Annotated in this window: 24 protein-coding genes and 1 riboswitch; of the genes, 11 read left to right on the forward strand and 13 right to left on the reverse strand. The window is 33.8% G+C overall.

What is annotated here, in order from left to right; translation table 11 throughout:
- Positions 1–66: 66 nt before the first annotated feature.
- Complete coding sequence (locus BXU10_RS10040; protein ID WP_078227963.1) at positions 67–663, reverse strand: Crp/Fnr family transcriptional regulator; 597 nt, start codon at positions 661–663, stop codon at positions 67–69.
- Positions 664–756: 93 nt separating this feature from the next.
- On the opposite strand from BXU10_RS10040, the gene BXU10_RS10045 reads away from it, so the two are divergent.
- The 5 genes from BXU10_RS10045 to BXU10_RS10065 all read left to right on the forward strand — a co-directional run bounded on the left by BXU10_RS10045 (position 757) and on the right by BXU10_RS10065 (position 7,135).
- Positions 757–1,485, forward strand: coding sequence for a geranylgeranylglyceryl/heptaprenylglyceryl phosphate synthase (locus BXU10_RS10045; RefSeq protein ID WP_078227211.1), 729 nt, complete (start codon positions 757–759; stop codon positions 1,483–1,485).
- Between the two features lie 20 nt (positions 1,486–1,505).
- Positions 1,506–2,129, forward strand: a complete 624-nt coding sequence (gene pnuC / locus BXU10_RS10050; protein WP_078227212.1) for a nicotinamide riboside transporter PnuC — start codon at positions 1,506–1,508, stop codon at positions 2,127–2,129.
- Positions 2,090–4,204: a DUF4301 family protein gene (locus tag BXU10_RS10055; RefSeq protein ID WP_078227213.1), complete on the forward strand. Its 2,115-nt coding sequence runs from the start codon at positions 2,090–2,092 to the stop codon at positions 4,202–4,204. The genes pnuC and BXU10_RS10055 overlap by 40 nt, the downstream gene beginning before the upstream one ends.
- On the forward strand, positions 4,204–4,608 hold the full coding sequence (arfB, locus tag BXU10_RS10060) for an alternative ribosome rescue aminoacyl-tRNA hydrolase ArfB (RefSeq protein ID WP_078227214.1): 405 nt from the start codon (positions 4,204–4,206) through the stop codon (positions 4,606–4,608). The genes BXU10_RS10055 and arfB overlap by 1 nt, the downstream gene beginning before the upstream one ends.
- Before the next feature lie 256 nt (positions 4,609–4,864).
- Positions 4,865–7,135 carry a TonB-dependent receptor gene (locus BXU10_RS10065; protein ID WP_078227215.1) on the forward strand — a complete coding sequence of 757 codons (2,271 nt, stop codon included), beginning with the start codon at positions 4,865–4,867 and terminating at the stop codon, positions 7,133–7,135.
- A gap of 51 nt (positions 7,136–7,186) precedes the next feature.
- On the opposite strand, the gene BXU10_RS10070 is transcribed toward BXU10_RS10065, so the two are convergent.
- Complete coding sequence (locus BXU10_RS10070) at positions 7,187–7,600, reverse strand: hypothetical protein (protein ID WP_078227216.1); 414 nt, start codon at positions 7,598–7,600, stop codon at positions 7,187–7,189.
- Positions 7,601–7,757: 157 nt separating this feature from the next.
- Here BXU10_RS10070 and greA point away from each other — a divergent pair, with 157 nt between their 5' ends.
- Entirely contained in the window at positions 7,758–8,234 is a 477-nt protein-coding gene (greA, locus tag BXU10_RS10075) for a transcription elongation factor GreA (protein WP_031454382.1), read from the forward strand.
- A 10-nt stretch (positions 8,235–8,244) separates the two neighbouring features.
- Positions 8,245–8,634, forward strand: coding sequence for an HIT family protein (locus BXU10_RS10080; RefSeq protein ID WP_078227964.1), 390 nt, complete (start codon positions 8,245–8,247; stop codon positions 8,632–8,634).
- 33 nt (positions 8,635–8,667) lie between these two features.
- On the opposite strand, the gene BXU10_RS10085 is transcribed toward BXU10_RS10080, so the two are convergent.
- On the reverse strand, positions 8,668–9,819 hold the full coding sequence (locus tag BXU10_RS10085; protein ID WP_078227217.1) for a PAS domain-containing sensor histidine kinase: 1,152 nt from the start codon (positions 9,817–9,819) through the stop codon (positions 8,668–8,670).
- A 160-nt stretch (positions 9,820–9,979) separates the two neighbouring features.
- Between BXU10_RS10085 and BXU10_RS10090 the strand changes: the two genes are divergently transcribed.
- The 4 genes from BXU10_RS10090 (at position 9,980) to BXU10_RS10105 (ending at position 12,876) form a co-directional block, all read left to right on the forward strand.
- Complete coding sequence (locus BXU10_RS10090; protein WP_078227218.1) at positions 9,980–10,855, forward strand: flavin reductase family protein; 876 nt, start codon at positions 9,980–9,982, stop codon at positions 10,853–10,855.
- Positions 10,856–10,886: 31 nt separating this feature from the next.
- Positions 10,887–11,258: a DUF3127 domain-containing protein gene (locus tag BXU10_RS10095; RefSeq protein ID WP_078227219.1), complete on the forward strand. Its 372-nt coding sequence runs from the start codon at positions 10,887–10,889 to the stop codon at positions 11,256–11,258.
- 184 nt (positions 11,259–11,442) lie between these two features.
- The gene (gene aat, locus BXU10_RS10100; RefSeq protein ID WP_078227220.1) at positions 11,443–12,081 is read left to right on the forward strand and encodes a leucyl/phenylalanyl-tRNA--protein transferase; all 639 of its coding nucleotides are present in this window, start codon (positions 11,443–11,445) and stop codon (positions 12,079–12,081) included.
- A complete protein-coding gene (locus BXU10_RS10105) occupies positions 12,082–12,876 on the forward strand; it encodes an MOSC domain-containing protein (protein ID WP_078227221.1) in 795 nt (264 codons plus the stop codon).
- Here the strand turns inward: BXU10_RS10105 and BXU10_RS10110 are convergent.
- From BXU10_RS10110 to BXU10_RS10155, 10 genes are all read right to left on the reverse strand, one after another.
- On the reverse strand, positions 12,873–13,583 hold the full coding sequence (locus BXU10_RS10110) for a HesA/MoeB/ThiF family protein (protein ID WP_078227222.1): 711 nt from the start codon (positions 13,581–13,583) through the stop codon (positions 12,873–12,875). The two genes, BXU10_RS10105 and BXU10_RS10110, sit on opposite strands and share 4 nt — an antisense overlap.
- An 84-nt stretch (positions 13,584–13,667) precedes the next feature.
- A complete protein-coding gene (thiH, locus tag BXU10_RS10115; RefSeq protein ID WP_078227223.1) occupies positions 13,668–14,804 on the reverse strand; it encodes a 2-iminoacetate synthase ThiH in 1,137 nt (378 codons plus the stop codon).
- Between the two features lie 9 nt (positions 14,805–14,813).
- Positions 14,814–15,590 (reverse strand): thiazole synthase, encoded by a 777-nt coding sequence (locus BXU10_RS10120; RefSeq protein WP_078227224.1) that lies wholly within the window; start codon positions 15,588–15,590, stop codon positions 14,814–14,816.
- Positions 15,571–16,209, reverse strand: a complete 639-nt coding sequence (locus BXU10_RS10125) for a thiamine phosphate synthase (protein ID WP_078227225.1) — start codon at positions 16,207–16,209, stop codon at positions 15,571–15,573. Before BXU10_RS10125 ends, BXU10_RS10120 begins: the two co-directional genes overlap by 20 nt.
- Entirely contained in the window at positions 16,202–16,954 is a 753-nt protein-coding gene (locus BXU10_RS10130) for a hydroxymethylpyrimidine/phosphomethylpyrimidine kinase (RefSeq protein WP_078227226.1), read from the reverse strand. Before BXU10_RS10130 ends, BXU10_RS10125 begins: the two co-directional genes overlap by 8 nt.
- Positions 16,921–17,514, reverse strand: coding sequence for a thiamine phosphate synthase (locus tag BXU10_RS10135; protein WP_078227227.1), 594 nt, complete (start codon positions 17,512–17,514; stop codon positions 16,921–16,923). Before BXU10_RS10135 ends, BXU10_RS10130 begins: the two co-directional genes overlap by 34 nt.
- A gap of 76 nt (positions 17,515–17,590) precedes the next feature.
- On the reverse strand, positions 17,591–19,414 hold the full coding sequence (thiC, locus tag BXU10_RS10140) for a phosphomethylpyrimidine synthase ThiC (protein ID WP_078227228.1): 1,824 nt from the start codon (positions 19,412–19,414) through the stop codon (positions 17,591–17,593).
- Positions 19,415–19,626: 212 nt separating this feature from the next.
- Positions 19,627–19,833, reverse strand: coding sequence for a sulfur carrier protein ThiS (thiS, locus tag BXU10_RS10145; RefSeq protein WP_078227229.1), 207 nt, complete (start codon positions 19,831–19,833; stop codon positions 19,627–19,629).
- A gap of 65 nt (positions 19,834–19,898) precedes the next feature.
- Positions 19,899–19,995, reverse strand: a riboswitch (TPP riboswitch).
- Positions 19,996–20,084: 89 nt separating this feature from the next.
- Positions 20,085–20,654 carry a DNA-3-methyladenine glycosylase I gene (locus tag BXU10_RS10150; RefSeq protein ID WP_078227230.1) on the reverse strand — a complete coding sequence of 190 codons (570 nt, stop codon included), beginning with the start codon at positions 20,652–20,654 and terminating at the stop codon, positions 20,085–20,087.
- Positions 20,655–20,659: 5 nt separating this feature from the next.
- Entirely contained in the window at positions 20,660–21,328 is a 669-nt protein-coding gene (locus tag BXU10_RS10155; RefSeq protein ID WP_078227231.1) for a queuosine precursor transporter, read from the reverse strand.
- Positions 21,329–21,354 lie beyond the last annotated feature (26 nt).

A 21,354-nucleotide genomic window follows, 5' to 3' on the forward strand; every position in this document is an offset into this window, starting at 1 on the left:
TATCAACAAAGGTACATGCACAATACCGCTGCATTTTATGACTTAAATCATAAAACGAAAACTTTTTTATCGGTATACTTTTCTGTTTATAATTTTCAATTCGCCTTTTTTCTCCAGTGCTTTTATGGTTCTGATGATGGTTTCGACACGTAAACCTGTTAGATCTCCAATTTGCTGTCTGGTGAAATTGATGAGATAGCCATTTTTATCTTTTTGAAAATTGAAATAAGCGATACCATGATCGATTAATTTCAAAACTCTGTGCTCTGGTTCCTGGGTAGAGATTTCAGCAGCCATAACCGATTTATAATACAGTCGCTGTGCCAGATTTTCGATTATTTTAATGCTGATTTTTGAGTTTTCTTCCAGAAGTTTCCAGAAGTTTGACTTTGAAAGAAGAAAAATTTCGCTGTTTTCAACTGCAATAGCATTGGCAGGGTATTTTTGATTCAGGAACAACGGAGGTTCTCCAAAAGATTGTTCTTTATAAAATATTCCCTGGATGAACTCTCGTCCATCATCATTATAATTACTCATTTTTATTTCGCCTGAAATAATTTGATAATAATAAGCAGGTAGATTTCCTTCGTCAAAAATGACTTCGTTTTTATTGAAGAATTTCTTCAGAGCACCATATTTTTCTAATAATTCAGCTGTAATCATAATTGTTTCATTTGTTGAACTAACGCCATTACACAAATATAATTCATTCAAATAGTTCTTCTGCATTAAAAAACTTTTACTTTTACGGCTGTTATGCAGCAAAAATTACTCAACATACACCAACAAATTTTGAAGGCTAAAAAAGAGGGGCAGAAATTACTGGCTATTCTTTTAGATCCTGATAAAATTGTATGGAAAAATTTAAATCATTTATTAGATAAAATAAACCAGTCTCCCGCAACCCATATTTTTGTAGGAGGCAGCATTGTTCAGGCTACAATTTTAGAAGATTTAATTAGACAGTTAAAACAAAAAACAAACTTGCCCGTTATTATATTTCCGGGAGATCCTTCGCAGATTTCACCTCAGGCTGATGCTATTTTGTTTCTGTCATTATTGTCTGGCAGAAATCCTGATTATTTAATAGAATATCAGGTTCAGGCAGCACCTATTCTCAAAAAAACCAATCTTGAAGTAATTTCAACAGGTTATATTTTAATTGAGAGCGGGAATGAAACAGCAGTAGCACGTGTTAGTAAAACAAAACCGCTTAATCGAAAAGATTTTGATTTAGTTTTGGCAACAGCCCAGGCCGGAGAAATGTTAGGGAATAAATTAATCTATTTAGAAGCCGGAAGCGGAGCAAAGAATGCAGTGCCCTTGGAAATGATTCAGCTAATTGCCCAAAATATCCAAATACCTATAATTGTTGGTGGAGGAATCGTAAATTTAGAAGGAATTCAAAATGCTTATAATGCGGGTGCAGATTTAGTCGTAATTGGAACTGCTTTCGAAAACAATAGCCATTTTTTTGAACTATAAACAACCAGATACTAATCAAGATGATTGATTTTTTTTTAGACAGTTATAAAAATGCACCGCTATGGCATATGGCTTTAGAGTTTTTGGTGTTTGTCTGCGGAATATTGAGTGTTTGGTTTGCAAAAAAAGAGAATATCTGGGTATATCCAACTGGCTTAATAGCGACTGTAATTTCGGTTTATCTGTTGTATGTTGCCGGTTATATTGGGGATATGATTATCAACGGATATTTTTCTATTATGAGTATTTATGGATGGTATGTTTGGGCAAAGGGAGGAACTGTTGAAGATAATTTACCCATTACAAGAACAAATGATAATGAAAAAATCATAGGAATTTTATTGTTTTTTGTAACCATTTTTGTAGTTTTCGGTATTTATAAATATTTTGATTATGAGATTAAAAATGACAACTATGTCGATATGATTTCGTCAGGAATATTTTTTGCCGGAATGTGGTATATGGCCAAGAAAAAAATCGAAAACTGGACACTTTGGATTATTGGTGATATTATTGTTGTGCCACTTTATGCCTACAGAGGATTAGGAATGTTGTCACTTCAGTATTTAATTTTTACAATTTTAGCTATTTCAGCTTATTTAGAATGGAGAAAAATCTTAGACAGCAAAAAACAAATATTATAAAAATTGCCTTATTTGGACCTGAAAGCACAGGGAAAACCACATTGGCAAAACAGCTCGCGGATTATTATGAAACGGAGTGGGTTCCTGAGTTCGCACGTGATTATTTGCAGATAAAATGGGAAGAAAATAAGCAGATTTGTACTGAAGGAGATATGATGCCAATTGCGTATGGACAAGTAGCATTAGAAAATGAAAAACTGGAAACTGCTCAAAAATATCTGTTTTGCGATACTAATTTAATGGTGACCAAAGTCTTTTCTGAGGTCTATTATGGTGTCTGTAATCCACTTTTAAATGAAGCTGCCTTAGCACATGAGTACGATTTATTTTTTCTGACAGATATTGATGTTCCCTGGGAAAAAGACGATATTCGCGACAATCCAAATAAAAGAGAAACTGTTTTTTCTGTCTTTAAGCAAACTTTAATTGATAATAAAAAGCCATTTATTACTATTTCCGGTGATAGAGAAAGTCGTTTAGTAAAAGCGACTGCGATTATCGATAATCTTACAATTGCTAAAAAAAGAGGGTTTTCATCTGCTGATTTTGTGGAAATTTATAATCATGGAATACCTTTCGAAAAAATACTAAAACAACTTAATATTTTTAAAAAAGGGATTTCTAAAAGCAATTTAATAAGTCCAGCAACATTGGATAACGGAATTTTAAGTTTGTCAACTGCTGATTTTGAAGAAAAAGCAAGTTTTTTTGATATTCATAAGGAGAATTTTAAAATATGTAAATTTATTCCCGCTTCAGGTGCAGCAACCCGGATGTTTAAATTTTTAATTGCTTTTTTGAATACTTATGATATCGAAAAAGAAGCAATTAACTCTTATATTAATAGAAAAAAAGATAAAGATTTGTCTATTTTTATTGTTGCAATGGATAAGTTTCCTTTTTTTGATGCTGTTTATAAACAACTAAAAGTAATTTATCCCAATTTTGATACTTTAGACAGGGATTATAAAAATTATTATTTCATAAAAATATTATTATCTCCTGATTATTTTGATTTTGCAAATAAACCAAAAGCGGTGTTGCCTTTCCATAAATATAAAACGCATATTGCAAATCCAATAGAAGAACATTTAAACGAATGTGTGCATTATGCTGCGACAAATAATACTTCTAATTTACATTTTACAGTTTCAGAAGCACATCAGGAACTATTTGAAAAAGCTATTGCAGAAGTAAAAGAAAAAATCGAGTCAGAATCAGGTACTCAAATCAATATTAGTTTCTCTTACCAAAACAAACGTACAGACTCTATTGCGGTTGATGTAAAGGATAATGTTTTCAGAAGTCAAACAGGATCATTCATTTTTAGGCCTGGAGGACACGGAGCATTGATTGAAAATCTTAATAAAATTGATGCGGATATTATTTTCATAAAAAACATAGACAATGTTATCCAGAATAATATTGATAAAACGACACTCTGTAAAAAAGGGCTGGCAGGAGTTTTAATAGCAACACAACAAAAAGTTTTTGGTTATTTGAATGCTATAGAAAAGGAGCAGATTAAAGAAGAGGATATTGACAAGATAGTTGAGTTTTTAATGCAAAATCTCAGCATCGAAATGACTAACGATTTTAATAAGTTTACTTATGAAAATAAAATAAGTAAAATAAAAGAACTTCTCGACAGACCAATTCGGGTTTGTGGAATGGTTAAAAATGAAGGTGAAGCAGGTGGAGGGCCTTTTTGGATCAGAAATGACAAAGGAGATGTTTCACTGCAAATTGTAGAAAGTTCACAAGTTGATTTAACCAACAAAAAACAAAAATCAATTTTAGAGGATGCAACCCATTTTAACCCGGTGGATTTAGTTTGCGGGACTAAAAATTACAAAGGAGAGCAGTTTAATCTGGCAGATTTTGTAGATCATAATACAGGATTCATTGTAGAAAAAAGCGCCGAAGGTAAAATAGTTAAAAATTATGAGTTACCGGGATTATGGAACGGTGGAATGTCAAACTGGCTAACTATTTTTGTTGCGGTTCCGTTGATTACTTTTAATCCGGTTAAAACGGTAAATGATTTATTAAAGCCAGCACATCAACCACAATAATGGATTTAGAAAAAATCATATCAGAATTAAGCTTTAAAGCCATAAGAAGCAGTGGGGCAGGTGGCCAAAACGTAAATAAAGTTTCCTCAAAAATTGTACTGACTTTTAATTTGAATGATTCTCAGGCTTTATCCGATGATGAAAAAATACTTTTAAAAGAGAATATATCGACAAGATTAACTTCTGAAAATATTCTAATCTTAAATTGTGATGAAGACCGAAGCCAGTTTAAAAATAAAGAGATTGTTACGAAACGATTTGTAGAAATCATCAAAAAGGGATTATTTGTTCCTAAGGTTCGAAAGGAAACTAAAATTCCTAAATCGGTGATTAAAAAGAGAATTAAAGACAAGAAAAATATTTCTGAAATAAAACAATCACGAAAGAAACCAAAATTGGATTAAATTCCAAAAACATTCTTTCTCGGTCGTTTTGGAATTTGGAATTTCTTTTTTGGAGTTTTAAATATTTTAACATTACATTTGCACCGTCTCAAAGGGGTGCTCTAAATAACGAGCTGAGATCATACCCAAAGAACCTGAGCAAGTAATGTTGCTAAGGGAAAAACGACAATTTTAGTTTGCATTATATTTTGTCGGAAACACATTTATTAATTTAACCAAAAGAATAATTCCCCCTTTTATTCGTAATTATTTACGGATGAAAACCTATTTAAGTCTCAAAGCTGCAAAGTTTCAAAGCTGCAAAGTTTTTAAAAGCCAAAAATTGGCAAATTACAAGTCTATTTTCTTTTTTCTATTTTCTTTTTTCTATTCTCTTTTTTCTATCGCACAAGAGCAGGATTCAACCAAAGTTAATCAATTGGATAATGTATTGGTTTCGGCAGTTCGTGTCACTACAAAAACGCCGGTGAGTTTTAGTAATCTAGACAAAAAAGACATAAAAACCAGAAATCTGGGTCAGGATATTCCAATTTTGATGAACTATCTGCCATCAGTAGTAACGACTTCTGATGCCGGAAACGGAATGGGCTACACAGGAATTCGTGTACGTGGAAGCGATGCTACAAGAGTGAATATTACCATAAACGGAATTCCATATAACGATGCCGAAAGTCAGGGAACATTTTGGGTAAACATGCCCGATTTTGCTTCATCAGTAGAAAGTTTGCAATTGCAGCGTGGTGTTGGAACATCAACAAATGGTTCGGGCGCTTTTGGCGCCAGTTTGAACATGCTGACAGATAATTATGCTACAAAAGCAAATGGTGAAATCTCAAGTTCTTATGGAAGTTTTAATTCGAATAAAAATACTGTGAAATTCAGCACAGGTTTGCTAAACGATCATTTTGAATTGGCCGGACGTTTATCAACTATTAAATCTGATGGATACGTTGACAGAGCAAGTTCTGATTTAAAATCGTATTTTTTACAGGGAACCTATGTTGGTAAAACAACTTTAATTAAAGCATTGGTTTTTGGCGGAACTGAAAAGACATATCAATCCTGGAACGGAATTGATGCCGTAACTTTAAAAAAGGACAGAACTTTTAATTCGATAGGTCAAAAATACAATGACACAGGTGTTCCCGAAGGTTTTTATGAAAATCAAACTGATAATTACCAGCAGGATCATTATCAGCTGCATTGGAGTGAATCATTTTCGGACAAATGGAGCACCAATTTGGCTTTTCATTACACAAAAGGAAAAGGTTATTATGAAGAATATGCAGATGATTGGTATTTTCAAAATGTATTGTTTAGTAACGAAACCTCATTTGATTTTTTAGGATTTACTCCAATAACAGTTGATGGAAAACAAGTAAATTCAACTGATTTAATTCGACAAAAATGGCTGGACAATGATTTTTATGGAACCACCTTTTCAGTAAAATACAAAGAAGAAAAGCTGGATATTATCTTTGGTGGAGGCTGGAACAAATATGAAGGGGATCATTTTGGAAAAATAATCTGGGCAAGATATGCAACCCAAAGTGAACAAGGAGATATTTATTATAATGATTTTTCAACAAAAAAGGATGGGAATATTTTTGCAAAAGCAAATTATCAGTTAACAGACAAATTAAGTTTCTATGGAGATTTACAATACAGAAGAGTGACTTACAAAGCCAATAGTTCTGATACAGGATTAGTAGATGATAAATTCAATTTCTTTAATCCTAAAGCAGGTTTCAACTTTCAAATCAATTCAAAAAACACATTGTATTTCTCTTATGCAAGAGCTAATCGCGAACCAAATAGAGACGATTATGAAGGCGGAAATGTAAGACCGGAAAAATTAAATGATTTTGAGTTAGGATGGAGATTCAATTCAGACAACTTTCAACTCAATACCAATTTCTATTATATGGGATACAAAGACCAGTTGGTTTTAACGGGAGAATTAAACGATGTCGGTTCTCCTCTTCGTGCCAATAGTGGTGACAGTTACAGAGCAGGAATTGAGATTGATGCAACACTAAAGCTTTCAGAAAAATGGTTTTTACAGCCTAATGTTACTTTAAGTCAAAACAAAAATAAAGACTTTTATTTTACAAGAGATGGTGTTTTGCAAAATTTGGGAGAAACCAATATCGCTTTTTCTCCTAATATAATTGCCGGGAATCGTTTGACTTTTATGCCAGTTAAAAGCTTGCAATTATCGTTATTATCTAAATTTGTGGGTGAACAATTTATGGGGAATATAGATTCGGAACTTTCAAAGCTGGACAGTTATTTTGTAAATGATTTTAATGCATCGTTTGAATTCAAAACAAATAAAGTTTTCAAATCAATAATGATATCGGCTTTAGTTAATAATATCTTTAATTTAAAGTACGAAAGTAATGGGTTTTTCTACACCTTCGATGATGATTACTCTAATCCTCCGGCAGTTAAGACTATGGAGGGTGTAGGTTATTATCCGCAGGCAGGAACTAACTTCTTAGTCGGATTGACATTGAAATTTTAAAAAACTAAAATATAAAAGCCTGAAAATTTAAAACTTTCAGGCTTTTATATTTTAGTTATAAACATGAATTATAGTTCCGCTTACTTCAACACGATACTGTATCAGAGGATATTCTTTTCCGCCTAAACCTGTAAACAAGCTGTATTCTGAATCATCACAGGAACAAACTGCATTAATGCCTTTAATAGTCATAGCATTACAAGAAGTTAAAGCCTGATTAGGACACGCTGCATCAAAAGCATTATACCCGCTTCCGGCATTAAAGATAATAACCCCTTTCGCACCATAGCTTGAAATAATAACGCCGTTACTGACATATTTTAGATTAGAGTAAGCCGGTAAGTTCATATCTATTGTAAAATTCACAGGATATTTTGGGATATAAGGATTTTTGTTGTTTATATCGTTATCACTGCAGGAAAAAAGTATAGAAATAAAAAGGATTAAAAGCCAGAGTTTTTTCATTGTTTTAAAGGGAATTAGTGAGACAAAAATAATTTATTTGCTTTTGAATTCTATATCATTAACATATAATTATGTACTGTAAAAAATAATAGTATATTTGTAATAAGAAAAATCCCGTCCTGATGGGATTTTTTGTATTTATATAAACGATGAAGTTATGAGTAAAGTATCTTATTATACAGCAGAAGGGTTAAAGAAATTAAAAGAGGAGTTGGAACACTTAAAAAGTGTGATGCGTCCAAAAGCATCTCAGGATATAGCAGAAGCAAGAGATAAGGGAGATTTATCTGAAAATGCCGAATATGATGCAGCAAAAGAAGCACAAGGTTTGTTGGAAATGAGAATTTCTAAACTCGAAGAAGTGTATTCTAATGCCCGATTAATTGATGAATCACAATTAGATGTTTCGAAAGCATTGGTTTTATCGAATGTAAAAATCAAAAATCAAAGCAACGGAATGGAAATGAAATATACGCTTGTTGCAGAAAGTGAAGCTGATTTAAAAACCGGCAAAATTTCAGTGACATCTCCTATCGGAAAAGGTTTACTTGGGAAATCTGTTGGAGAAGTAGCTGAAATTACAGTACCAAATGGTGTTTTGAAATTTGAAATCCTTGAAATTTCCAGAGATTAAACCTAAAACAATGAGTTCCATATTCACAAAAATAGTCAACGGAGAAATTCCGGCCTACAAAATTGCCGAAGACGATAATTTTCTTGCATTTTTAGATGTAAATCCAAATGCAAAAGGACACACTCTTTGTATACCAAAACAAGAAATAGATAAGATTTTTGACATAGAGGATGAATTGTATCTGGGTCTAATGAAATTTTCTAAGAAGATTGCAATTGCTTTAGAAAAAACAGTTCCCTGCAAAAGAGTGGGTATTGCAGTTGTTGGTTTAGAAGTTCCTCATGCGCACGTACATCTTATTCCGCTAAATGAAATGGATGAAATGCGCTTTGTGAATAAAGTTTCACTTTCTAAAGATGAATTTGAAGCTTTGGCAAAAAGGATTCAGGCAAATTTGTAATATAGAAAGAAATAAAAATTTAAAAAGTGCAGTTCACTGCACTTTTTTATTTAATGAAATCTGAAACGTAGTTCCTTTGCCAATTTCAGAATGTAAAACCTTAATTTTTCCACTGTGATATTCTTCAACGATTCTTTTGGTTAAAGAAAGTCCTAATCCCCAGCCGCGTTTTTTTGTTGTAAATCCGGGTTCAAAAATAGTTTTGAATTGTTTTTTAGAAATTCCGGTTCCGGAATCCTTTATGTTTATTTTTACATGATGATTGTCCTGCTCAATTTGGAGATCTAAAGTTCCCTTTCCTTTCATGGCATCAATGGCATTTTTTACCAGATTTTCAATAGTCCAGCTATGAAGTATTGGATTAATTAATGCAAAAATAGGTTTACCCGGAGTTTGATACGAAAAGGTAACCTGTTTTGAAAAACGTGATTGTAAATACTCAAAAGTTTGTAAGGTTTCTTGAACAACATCATGGTTTTCAAGAACAGGAACAGAACCAATTTTAGAGAAACGATCAGTAATTGTCTGCAAACGTTCAACATCTTTTTCAATTTCAGATGTGATTGTCTGATCAATTTCTTCAGTTTTTAATATTTCGACCCAACCAATTAAAGAAGAAAGAGGAGTTCCAATTTGATGAGCAGTTTCTTTAGCCATTCCTGCCCAAAGTTTATTTTGAGTAGCTATTTTGGTACTTCTGTAGAAATTATAAATTAAAGCGGCAAACAAAAAAATAATCAATAATAGAGCAATCGGGTAATATTTAAGTTTATTAAGTAATGCCGAATTTCCGTAATACAATTGTTGGTGTTTTCCCGGAGCGTATTCAAAAATAATAGGCTCATTTTCATTTTTTAATTTATTTAAATAGGACTTAAATTTTTCTTTATCATTTAGGATTTCATCAGGAACATTCTTGGAATTAATCACTTTGTCGTACATCACCAACATTACCGGTACTGAAGAATTACTGTTTGTAATTTCCAGCGGCAAATCAAGATCTGTATATTCATCGGCGTTGATGATTGTTTTTTGTGCATTGGCCAAAATATTCATTTTCAATCGCTCTTCATTTTTGAATATTTGAAAAAAGGTATAGGTATTCCAAAGTATCAGTGAAATGATTGAAAAGGAAATAAAAATAATAATCCAACGGGTCGTATTTCTGCTTTCAGAAAAATGCATAGGGTAATTTTTGAGCTATAAATATAACGAAATAAACACATTTAATATTTTGTGAATGTTTAAAGATTTTTGTTTTTAAGCCTAAAACTATTTCTTTGGCAGAAACGATTTCTATACTTTTGTATTTGCTGAAACGGGATTCAGTTAAAAAACAAAGAATATGATTAGCATTAATCCAAAAGAGATACCAACAGCAAAATTGCAAGGCTACCTGCAAAGTGCCATTGGCCCGAGACCAATTGCTTTTGCCAGTACAATTAGTGCAAAAGGAATTCCGAATTTATCGCCTTTTAGTTTTTTTAATGTGTTTAGTGCCAACCCGCCAATTTTGGTTTTTTCGCCTTCAAGACGTGTACGTGATAATACGATTAAACACACCTTGATCAATGCCGAAGCTACTGGTGAAGTCGTAATTAATGTGGTCAATTATGATTTGGTTCAGCAAACATCATTAGCCAGTACAGAATATGGCGAGGGAGTAAACGAATTTATAAAAGCAGGATTAACACAAATTCCTTCAGATTTGGTAAAACCGTATCGCGTAAAGGAATCTCCGGTACAGTTTGAATGCAAAGTCACGCAGATTATTCCGCTGGGATCAGAAGGAGGAGCAGGAAACCTGATTCTTTGTGAAGTGGTAAAAATTCATATTCACGAATCCGTTTTAGATGCAAACGGAGTCATTGATCAGCATAAAATAGATTTGGTTTCAAGATTAGGAAATAATTGGTATTCAAGATCGAATCAGGGACTTTTTGAAGTACAAAAACCACTGACAACTTTAGGTGTTGGTGTGGATGTAATTCCAGGTTTCATCAGGGAAAGCCCTGTTTTCAACGGAAATGATCTTGGAAAATTAGGCAATATTGAAGCCTTGCCTACAACAGAAGAAGTTAGTATATTTGTGAAAGAAAATTTTTCTGTTAAGGGAGTTTTAAGCTCCGATGATCAGGAAAAAATACATTTAGAAGCCAAAAAATACCTGAATAATGACGATGTTGAATCGGCTTGGAAAGTGCTTTTAGCAAAGAAATAAGAAACGAAATAATAAATTAATATAGAAGAAGATGGAAGTTATAGGAAAAGTAAAAGTAGTTAATCCGGAACAGCAGGTTAGTGCGTCATTCAAAAAAAGAGAATTGGTCGTGACTACAGATGAGCAGTATCCACAGCATATTTTAGTCGAATTTACACAAGATAAATGCGATTTATTAAGCAGCTACAAGCAAGGTGAGGCTGTGAAAGTTTCTATCAATTTAAGAGGAAGAGAATGGGTTAATCCACAAGGAGAAACCAGATATTTCAATAGTATTCAAGGTTGGAGAATTGAAAGATTAGCACCTGAAAGTCCTGGGCAAACGCCTCCAATGCCAGCTGCAGAAGCTTTTGCTCCGGCAACAAATTTAAACGAAGACGAACCGGACGATTTACCTTTCTAAAAAAGGTTAAATACTAATAATTAAATTCCAAATTCCAAATCATGAATGTGTATTTGGGATTTGGAATTTTATTTTTGAGTTAGTTTTGTCATTTCGACTAAAATGAGAAATAGCACAAGTAACTTCACAAAGAAAGATTATGGAAGTTTGAAATTGCTATTGTTATTGAAATTGATTTTTTAAAATGTATTACGTAGATAAAGATTTATTTTTTCCACCGGTTTCTGAAGCTGATAAAGATGGTATTCTGGCAATTGGCGGAGATTTAAATTCGGAAAGATTACAGTTAGCTTACAAAAGCGGAATTTTTCCATGGTTCAATGAAGGTGAACCCATTCTGTGGTGGTCTCCTGATCCAAGAATGGTTTTGTTTTTAGATGAATTGGTTGTTTCGAAAAGTATGCGTACTATTTTGAAGCGAAATCAGTTTAAAGTTACTTTTAATCAGAACTTTGCAGATGTTATTTCAAATTGCCAAAAGATAAAACGTGATGGACAAACCGGAACGTGGATTTCAAACGAAATGATCGATGCCTATTGCAAATTAAACAAAGAAGGAATTGCAAAATCGGTAGAGGTTTGGCAGGATGATATTTTAGTTGGAGGTTTATACGGAATCGATTTGGGCCATGTTTTCTGTGGTGAAAGTATGTTTTCTAAAGTTTCAAATGCTTCTAAAGTAGCTTTTATAGTTTTGGCGAATTATTTAAAAACAGAAAAGTATAAGTTATTAGACTGTCAGGTTTATAATCCCCATTTAGAGAGTTTAGGATGCCGCGAAATTGATCGTGACGATTTTATGTCTATTTTAAAAAGTAAATAAATGAGTGCTGTTTACATTGTAAAAGAAATTTATATTTATCCGATAAAAAGCCTTGCCGGAATTAGCTGTCAGCAAGCTTTTGCTGAAGAAATGGGTTTTGAAAATGATCGAAGATGGATGCTCATTGACACAGATAATCAACTTATAACTCAAAGAGAATATCCTGTTTTGAGCCAGTTTTATCCTCAAATCTCAGACGGAAAAATCAAGATTACTTTTCAGGATTATGAACATGAATTCTCAATCAGTGAACATTTAGACGACCAGATTTATACTAAAGTGTGGGATGATAAAAGTTTTGTTTTTGAAGTAAATAAAACGACTTCAAAATGGTTTAGCGAGCATTTGGGATTTGGATGCAAATTGGTAAAAATCATTAAAGCAGGAGATCGCAAACATGAAAGTTCAAGGTCGAAAGAAACATATAATGTGAGTTTTGCAGATGCTTATCCATATTTACTAATCGGGACAAAAAGTTTGGATTTTTTGAATAATAAATTAGAAGAAAAAATAACTGTAAAAAGATTTCGTCCTAATATTGTTATTAGTACTCAAACCCCTCACGAGGAAGATAATTTTGAGCAGTTTAAAATTGGAAAAATTCAGTTTAAAAATGTAAAACCCTGCGGAAGATGTATTATGGTTAACAATGATCCGCAGAATGGTGTTGTAAAAAAAGAACCTCTAAAAACTTTGAGTAAATATAGAAATGTTAATAATTCTGTTTTATTCGGAATCAACATTGTTGGTTTGAATCCCGGAATAATTCAGGTTGGCGATGAAGTTGTTTACTAAAAATTCAATTTTGTAAAGCTATAATTCAAAGTATTAAAAAGTACCAGTTCATTTTTTAAGGTTGGTAATTCCAAAATTAATTTTAGTGTTTCGTGTGCCATCATCGTACCAATAATTCCGGGTAAAGTTCCTAAAACTCCGTTGAGGTTGCAATTCGGAACATCTTTTGGATTTGGCATTTCAGGAAATAAATCACGTAGATTTTTACTTCCGTTATGGTTAAAAACAGCTACTTGTCCTTCGAATTTTAAAATACTTCCATAAACTAAAGGTTTTTGAAGTTCAACACAAGTATCGTTTATCAAATAACGAGTCGTAAAATTATCAGAGCCATCAACCACAATGTCATATTGCTGGATAATTTTTGATGCATTTTCAGGTGTTAATTTTTCACGAATTGCTTCAACTATTATTAAAGGATTCAGTTTCGAAATAACATTTTTGGCTACAATAGCTTTTTCCTGGCCAATTTCGTTCTCAGTATATAAAATTTGTCGATGTAAATTGTGAATTTCGATAATATCAAAATCCATTATTCCAACAAAGCCTACTCCGGCCGTTGCTATATATTGTAGGATTGGACAGCCTAAACCGCCTGCACCAATTACTAAAACCCGTGCCTTTTTGAGTTTTTCCTGACCTTCATCGCCAATTTCAGGAAGAATCGTTTGTCGGTTATAACGTAAAAATTCTTGTATGATACTCATTATTTGTAAGTCTAAAGTTGAAAGTTAAATTTGGGATAAAAAGATGTGAAAATAAAATAACTGAAAAGAGTCGATTAGATGCTTTTAGACTTTATGACTTTCGACTTTCGGACTAAAATTTTTATCCCAATCCTTCCAAACAGGTTCATAACCTTTTTTAGTAATGACTTCGGCAATTTCTCTTGCAGAACGTTCGTCACTAATTTCAAATTGTTCCAGCGATTGAGGGTCAACAACATACCCCCCGGGATTGGTTTTAGATCCTGCGCTCATGCTTGTTACGCCAATCGGAATAATATTGTTTCTGAATTTTTCGTTTTCACGAGTCGAAATAGAAATTTCAAGATCTTCATTCCATAAACGATAAGCGCAGATTAACTGTGTCAGATCTTTATCATCCATAATAAAATTGGGTTCGATAATTCCTTCAGCAGGGCGAAGTCTCGGAAATGAAACTGAATACTTGGTCTGCCAATATTTCTTTTGAAGATAATCAAGATGTAATGCATTAAAAAAACTATCTGTACGCCAATCTTCCAAACCTAATAAAACGCCCAAACCAATTTTATGAATTCCGGCAGTTCCAATTCGGTCAGGAGTTTCAAGCCTGAAATCAAAATTGGATTTTTTACCTTTTGTATGGTATTTTTTGTATACTTCCTGATGATACGTTTCCTGATAAACCAAAACAGAATAAACCCCTGCTTCATGCAAACGTTGGTATTCTTCAGTAGAAAGAGGCTGAACTTCTACAGAAATAATAGAAAATTGCTCTCTGATTAAATCAATTGCATTCAGAAAGTAATTAATATTGACAGTGTAATTAGCTTCACCAGTAACCAATAAAACATGATCAAAACCAAGATTTTTCAAGGCCTCAACTTCGAGTTTTATCTCAGAGTCCAAAAGTGTTTTTCGCTTGATTTTATTATCTAAACTAAAACCGCAATACGTACAGATATTTTGACATTCGTTACTTAAATAAAGAGGAGCATACATTTGAATGGTTTTGCCAAAACGTTTTTTAGTAATTTCATGGCATTCCTGTGCCATTTGCTCTAAATAATTTTGTGCTGCTGGAGAAATCAGAACTAAAAAATCATCAAGATTACGTTTGGTTTTGGACAAGGAATACGCAACATCTTTTGATGAGGTCTGATATATTTTAGATTGAATGGTTTCCCAATCATAATTTTCAAAAACAGATTTGAATGTTTTCATTGTATTGTTTTAGTCATATAAAAAAGCAGTCAACGGACTAGAAGCAACTGCATAATTTTGCTGATTAGCGACTTTAGCCTCAAATGCTTTTCTTCCGGCGATTACAGCTTCTTTAAAAGCTTCTGCCATTAGTTTCGGATTACCGGAGACAGCAATTGCAGTATTAACTAAAACGGCATCTGCACCAATTTCCATAGCTTTTGCAGCATCAGATGGAGCGCCTATTCCGGCATCTACAATTACAGGAACATTACTTTGGTCGATAATAATTTCTAAAAAATCAATTGTTTTTAAACCTTTGTTGCTTCCAATTGGTGAACCTAAAGGCATAACTGCTGTAGTTCCTGCATTTTCCAGATGTTTGCATAAAACCGGGTCAGCATGAATATACGGCAAAACAAAAAAACCAAGTTTAGCAAGTTCTTCAGTAGCTTTTAAAGTTTCAATTGGATCCGGCATCAAATATTTTGGATCCGGATGAATTTCAAGTTTTACCCAGTTGGTTTGGAGTGCTTCACGTGCTAATTGTGAAGCAAAAACAGCTTCTTTTGCATTTCTGGCACCTGATGTATTGGGTAGTAAATTAATATTAGGATGTTGTAAATGTGATAGAATTGCATCAGTATCGGTTTCGAGATCGATGCGTTTTAAGGCTACCGTTACCAATTCGCTTTCTGAAGCTAAAATTGCTTCTTCCATTTGCAGGTTAGAACCGAATTTCCCTGTTCCCAAAAATAAGCGAGAGGTAAGGGTTTTATCTCCAATTTTAAATAATGACGTTTGCATATAATTTGTCGTTAAGTTGTTGAACCAGTTTTACTTTTTCAAGGCTTTTTGTAATCATTCCGGAAACGGCAATGCCATGAATACCTGTTTTTACAAGAATCTTTATGTTTTCTAAAGTGATTCCGCCAATCGCATAAACGGGTGTCAAAATGTTTTGAGTTTTCATTTTATTCAGAATTGAAACATAACCTTCAGCACCTAAAATCGGGCTTAATTTTTCTTTAGTTTCCGTAAACTGAAAAGGCCCTAAGCCAATATAATCGCAGCCGTTTTTAGACTGGATGAGGACATCTTCAAAAGTATTTGCGGTTGCACCAATAATTTTTCTGTTTCCTAAAATAGCTCTTGCTCCTGGAATACTCATATCTGTTAGACCTAAATGCACACCATCTGCTCCAATTTTCTGGGCGAGTATAACATCATCATTAACAATGAAATTTGCCAGGTATTCTTCGCATAAAACTTTTACTGCTTCAGCTAAAACAAATCGTTTTTCAGGAGTTTGATTCTTGAATCGCATTTGTATCCAGTCACAGCCTGCATCCAGAGCCTGATGAATGTTGTATAATTGCTTTTCGGCCGTTTCGCCTTGTGAGATATATTGTAATTTGTTAAACATAATGATGGCCAATTAGAGTTGATGAGGAATTTAAATACTTTTCGATATATACTTTAGCTTCTAAACATGAGGTTTTTAAGTCATAACCCAAAGCTAAATTTGCAGCAATTGCTGAAGACAGAACACAGCCTGATCCATGTTTTGGTTGGAAATTAATCTTAGTGGGCGAGAGTTCTATCAGATTGCTTTTCATAAATAAATAATCAGTGCCCAAAGCTGTGTGATTGTGACCGCCTTTCAATAAAATAGCAGTTGGAAGTTCATTTTTTACCCAAAGTTTTTCAGAAATAAAATTGGGATAAAGCTGAAGTATTTCCTCATAATTGGGTGTTATTAAATCAATTTTTGACAATGTTTTTTGTAAATCTGCTTGGTTTTCAATTGTTAAAAACTCAAATTCCGTCGAGGATTTTAATACAGTATCCCAAACAATAACTGTACTCGGATTTAATTTTTTAATTAAGGAAACAACTTCATTTAAATAAAAAAAGGAAGGAACAATGCCAATTTTAACCGATTTTATTGAATAGTTTTTGAATAACTTTTTTATAGAGCGTAATACAAAATCAAGTGATGTCCATTCAATTTCGTAGAATTTACAGTCGGTTTGAATTGTATTTGCTGTACTTATAGCTAATCCCTGTACCTGATGCTGTTCAAAAGTTTTAGTATCGGCTAAAATTCCGGCTCCTCCAGAAGGATCTAAACCTGCTATGCTGAGAGCGAAAGGACGATTTTTTGACATAGTTTAAAATTTTTGATTGGATTGGGACTATTCCAGATGGTACCTAAAAGAGCAACATTATCAAAACCATTTTGAAGAGGCTGCTCAATATTACCCGAATAAATTCCGCCTAAAGCAACTATTTTGGTATTAAAATTTTCTCTCTGTTTTATTGCTTCAAAAAGATTGGTTTGTGAACTGTAATTTTTCTTTGAAATACTAGGAAATGCAGGACTCAAAAAAGCATATTCAAAAATGTTTTTCAAAGCATTGAAATCTTCAATCGAATGCGTTGAAGTTGACAAGACGAAATCAGATAGCTCAGTAAAATTGATCATTTTTTTTCTTTCTGTTTCTGAAAAATGAATTCTGTTAATCCCAAAGTCAGCTGCAATTTGATGATGATGATGCAAAACCAGATTTTCCCGATATTGATGTTTTATCTGATGAATAAATTTTGCTGTTTCTACTTCTGAAAAATTAGGTTTCCGAATATGAAGCAAAGACAATCCTTCCTCAAATAAAGAATCAATAATCCCTATTTCATCTGCAACAGCAGAAGGATTTGTAATTACAATCATATTTCGTAAAATGTTTTCTGTGAGATGTAAAATGTGAAAATGAATTCCTTTCACATTTTACAAATATCATCTCACATTATATGTAAATCTCTTTCCCTTGTTCAATAAATTCTTCTGATTTCTCCTGCATCCCTTTTTCGGCGGCAGCCACATCACGAATCTCCTGAGATATTTTCATAGAGCAGAATTTTGGTCCGCACATCGAACAGAAATGGGCGACTTTTGCACCATCAGCAGGAAGTGTTTCATCATGAAATTCTCTTGCAGTATCCGGATCTAATGACAAATTAAACTGATCTTCCCAGCGGAATTCAAAACGCGCTTTACTTAAGGCATTGTCGCGATATTGTGCTCCCGGATGCCCTTTTGCCAAATCAGCGGCATGTGCGGAAATTTTATAAGTGATAACACCATCTTTAACGTCTTTTTTGTTGGGCAAGCCAAGATGCTCTTTAGGTGTAACATAACATAACATCGCACAGCCGTACCAACCAATCATGGCAGCTCCAATTGCTGATGTAATATGGTCGTAACCCGGTGCAATATCAGTTGTCAATGGTCCAAGAGTGTAAAACGGAGCTTCATGGCAATGTTCTAATTGCTTATCCATATTTTCCTTAATCATGTGCATCGGAACGTGTCCGGGGCCTTCAATAAAAACCTGCACATCATGTTTCCATGCAATTTTTGTCAATTCTCCCAGCGTTTCCAATTCTGCAAATTGAGCTGCATCATTAGCATCTGCAATCGAGCCAGGACGTAAACCGTCACCAAGAGAAAAAGCGACATCATACTGTTTCATGATTTCGCAGATTTCCTCGAAATGGGTGTATAAAAAGTTTTCTTTATGATGAAATAAGCACCATTTTGCCATTATTGATCCGCCTCGGGAAACGATTCCAGTTACGCGGTTGGCTGTTAAATGAATATAGCCAAGTAAAACACCAGCATGAATCGTAAAGTATGAAACGCCTTGTTCCGCTTGTTCAATCAGTGTATCTCTGAAAATTTCCCAGGTTAAATCTTCAGCAATTCCTTTTACTTTTTCCAAAGCCTGATAAATTGGAACCGTACCAATTGGAACCGGCGAATTACGAATAATCCATTCTCTGGTTTCGTGAATGTTTTTCCCTGTTGATAAATCCATTATCGTGTCAGCTCCCCAACGGCAGGCCCAAACTGCTTTTTCAACTTCTTCTTCGATGCTGGAAGTCACGGCACTGTTGCCAATATTGGCATTTATTTTTACCAAAAAGTTACGTCCCACAATCATAGGTTCGCTTTCAGGATGATTGATGTTGTTTGGGATAATGGCTCTTCCACAGGCAACTTCTGAGCGTACAAATTCGGGTGTGATTTTGCTTTTTGGGGTATTGGCACCAAAACTGTGTCCGTGGTGCTGACATTTCATCGCTTTGGTTTGTTCATTTAAAAGTTCGATTCTTTGGTTTTCACGAATCGCAATATATTCCATTTCAGGAGTGATGACACCTTGTTTGGCGTAATACAATTGTGTTACGTTTGCGCCTTTTTTTGCACGTTTTGGCTGATGTAAATATTCAAAACGCAGATGATTAAGGCTTTCGTCTTTTAGACGGGTTTGTCCGTAATCTGAGGTTATTTCGTTTAGGATTTCGACATCGTTTCGTTCTAAAATCCAATTTTCACGCAGTCGCGGAAGCCCTTTTCGAATGTCGATTTCAATATTTGGGTCGGTGTAAGGTCCTGAAGTATCGTAAACGGTTACGGGTGGATTTTTTTCAATTCCGCCATTTGAAAGTTTCGTATCGCTTAGGATTACCTCGCGCATGGCGACTTTTATGGGATGAATTTCACCATTTATGTATATTTTCTTAGAGTTCGGAAATGGAGTTCTGGATATTTGTTCTTCCTGATTCATTCTTTTTAGATTTGAATTACTATTGTTATTTTGATTGAAAATTTAAATTTCTCTTAGCCGTTTTCTGCCAGGGATAGAAGTGTAAAGCCCGTAAAGGAGAAAACCGTAAAAAACAAGGAGTAAAAAAGCGACCAGCGGAAGCTTTTTTATGACTATGTTTTTGTGGTTGACGACTGCGGACTTGTAATGGATAGCCCGTTCGTGCAGCCCAATTATCCTCCCTGAGTGGCAGAAATAATCAGGATTTCGTCAGTTTCGGATACAAAGTGTTGACTCCAGTTTATTTTTGGAACAACGGTATTGTTAATGGCAACGGCGATTCCGTTTTGTTTGTTTGGAATTTCGAGATCGAGCAATGATTGAACGCTAAGCGATTCAGCATTGAATTGTTTGATTTGTTGGTTGATTTTTAGTTCCATTCCTTTTGAATTTAGTGTATAGTGACACGTTAGGAATGGCTGCAATTTCGCATAAAAATGCGTGAAGAAGTCATCTTACTTTTCCCTACGCTAGTATGAACTAGATCAGGTTCAGAGGGTAAAATCTCAGCCTGCGCGATGCAGACACCCCTAAAGTGTGAAGCAAATATAGTTTTTTTTTGTTTGAAAGTTTAAAAAAGTTTCAAGTTTCAGGTTTCATGTTGTTTATGTAAACTGAAAATTTTGATGTTTTATTTTGTTCTTGTCCAGCAATCTTCGGCGTGATCATTTACCATTCCGGTGGCCTGCATGTGTGCATAAACTACTGTTGAGCCTACAAATTTAAAGCCTCTTTTTTTTAAATCTTTACTGATTTCGTCAGAAAGCGGAGTAGTAGCGGGAACGTCTTTTGAGGTTTTTGAATGGTTTATGATTGGTTTTCCGTTAGTAAATTTCCAGATATATTCTGAGAAACTTCCAAATTCATACTGAACTTTTATAAATGCCTGTGCGTTTGAAACGGCCGCTTTTATCTTCAGTTTATTTCGGATTATTCCGGTATTCTGCAGTAATTCTTCGATTTTTTCTTCAGAATAATCGGCAATTTTTTTATAGTCAAAATGATCAAAAGCGATTCTGAAATTTTCTCTTTTGTTTAAAATGGTTATCCAGCTTAATCCAGCCTGAAAAGTTTCAAGAATTAAAAATTCGAATAGAGTAGGGTCATCGTAAACGGGAACGCCCCATTCTTCGTCATGGTATTTTTTATATAAATCGCTGGAAGTGCACCAGCTGCATCTTAGAGGATTTTGTGTAACCATTGTTATTAATTTGGAACATTTTTGTTTTCGTCTTTTTCCAGATATTTTTTAATCAAATGATGTCCAAGATAAATTAAGGGAGTTAGTAACACGGCAACTGAAAGTTTAAAAACATAACCCGTTAATCCTGAAGAAATGTAAGTGTCAAAATCAATTTTTCCCGGAAGCCAAAAAGCGATTCCAAGTACTATAAAAGAGTCAAATAACTGTGAAATTACTGTTGATCCGGTTGCTCTAAGCCATATTTTTTTTTCTCCGGTTTTTCTTTTAAAAAACCAAAATATCCAAACGTCTATTAATTGAGATACCATAAAGGCTATTAAACTACCGACAATAATCCACATACTTTGCCCAAAAACTGCTTGAAATTGTTCATCATTTACCGGACTTATTCCTTTTGCAGCGGGAATTACTATAGCCATAAATAATATTAGAAAGGCATAAGCTATTAAGCAGGCTGTTATGAAAGAAAGTTTTTTAACGCCTTTTTCGCCAAAATATTCATTGATTAGATCTGTGGTTAGAAAAACAATTGGCCAGGGTAAAATCCCGATGCTCATTACGAATGGTCCAATCTGAATTAATTTTCCTCCAATAAGCTCAGCTACAACAGCATTAGTTATAAAAATTCCTGCCAGAATTACAAAAACGATCTCTTTTTTGGTTTTAAACATAAACTTATTATATAGATTCAGATTAT

Origin of the sequence: Flavobacterium sp. LM4 (assembly GCF_002017935.1) — a bacterium.
Classification (GTDB): Bacteria; Bacteroidota; Bacteroidia; order Flavobacteriales; family Flavobacteriaceae; genus Flavobacterium; species Flavobacterium chungangense.

Bases quoted from the DNA above. Each gene is read 5' to 3' on its own strand.
- BXU10_RS10095 (WP_078227219.1), top strand. From the start codon at position 10,887: ATGGAAGTTATAGGAAAAGTAAAAGTAGTTAATCCGGAACAGCAGGTT.
- BXU10_RS10130 (WP_078227226.1), bottom strand. From the start codon at position 16,954: ATGTCAAAAAATCGTCCTTTCGCTCTCAGCATAGCAGGTTTAGATCCT.
- thiC (WP_078227228.1), bottom strand. From the start codon at position 19,414: ATGAATCAGGAAGAACAAATATCCAGAACTCCATTTCCGAACTCTAAG.
- BXU10_RS10040 (WP_078227963.1), bottom strand. From the start codon at position 663: ATGATTACAGCTGAATTATTAGAAAAATATGGTGCTCTGAAGAAATTC.
- BXU10_RS10110 (WP_078227222.1), bottom strand. From the start codon at position 13,583: ATGAGTATCATACAAGAATTTTTACGTTATAACCGACAAACGATTCTT.
- BXU10_RS10085 (WP_078227217.1), bottom strand. From the start codon at position 9,819: ATGCATTTTTCTGAAAGCAGAAATACGACCCGTTGGATTATTATTTTT.
- BXU10_RS10150 (WP_078227230.1), bottom strand. From the start codon at position 20,654: ATGGTTACACAAAATCCTCTAAGATGCAGCTGGTGCACTTCCAGCGAT.
- pnuC (WP_078227212.1), top strand. From the start codon at position 1,506: ATGATTGATTTTTTTTTAGACAGTTATAAAAATGCACCGCTATGGCAT.
- BXU10_RS10065 (WP_078227215.1), top strand. From the start codon at position 4,865: ATGAAAACCTATTTAAGTCTCAAAGCTGCAAAGTTTCAAAGCTGCAAA.
- BXU10_RS10105 (WP_078227221.1), top strand. From the start codon at position 12,082: ATGAGTGCTGTTTACATTGTAAAAGAAATTTATATTTATCCGATAAAA.
- thiS (WP_078227229.1), bottom strand. From the start codon at position 19,833: ATGGAACTAAAAATCAACCAACAAATCAAACAATTCAATGCTGAATCG.
- BXU10_RS10090 (WP_078227218.1), top strand. From the start codon at position 9,980: ATGATTAGCATTAATCCAAAAGAGATACCAACAGCAAAATTGCAAGGC.
- greA (WP_031454382.1), top strand. From the start codon at position 7,758: ATGAGTAAAGTATCTTATTATACAGCAGAAGGGTTAAAGAAATTAAAA.
- arfB (WP_078227214.1), top strand. From the start codon at position 4,204: ATGGATTTAGAAAAAATCATATCAGAATTAAGCTTTAAAGCCATAAGA.
- BXU10_RS10045 (WP_078227211.1), top strand. From the start codon at position 757: ATGCAGCAAAAATTACTCAACATACACCAACAAATTTTGAAGGCTAAA.
- BXU10_RS10135 (WP_078227227.1), bottom strand. From the start codon at position 17,514: ATGATTGTAATTACAAATCCTTCTGCTGTTGCAGATGAAATAGGGATT.
- aat (WP_078227220.1), top strand. From the start codon at position 11,443: ATGTATTACGTAGATAAAGATTTATTTTTTCCACCGGTTTCTGAAGCT.
- BXU10_RS10055 (WP_078227213.1), top strand. From the start codon at position 2,090: ATGGAGAAAAATCTTAGACAGCAAAAAACAAATATTATAAAAATTGCC.
- BXU10_RS10080 (WP_078227964.1), top strand. From the start codon at position 8,245: ATGAGTTCCATATTCACAAAAATAGTCAACGGAGAAATTCCGGCCTAC.
- BXU10_RS10155 (WP_078227231.1), bottom strand. From the start codon at position 21,328: ATGTTTAAAACCAAAAAAGAGATCGTTTTTGTAATTCTGGCAGGAATT.
- BXU10_RS10070 (WP_078227216.1), bottom strand. From the start codon at position 7,600: ATGAAAAAACTCTGGCTTTTAATCCTTTTTATTTCTATACTTTTTTCC.
- thiH (WP_078227223.1), bottom strand. From the start codon at position 14,804: ATGAAAACATTCAAATCTGTTTTTGAAAATTATGATTGGGAAACCATT.
- BXU10_RS10120 (WP_078227224.1), bottom strand. From the start codon at position 15,590: ATGCAAACGTCATTATTTAAAATTGGAGATAAAACCCTTACCTCTCGC.
- BXU10_RS10125 (WP_078227225.1), bottom strand. From the start codon at position 16,209: ATGTTTAACAAATTACAATATATCTCACAAGGCGAAACGGCCGAAAAG.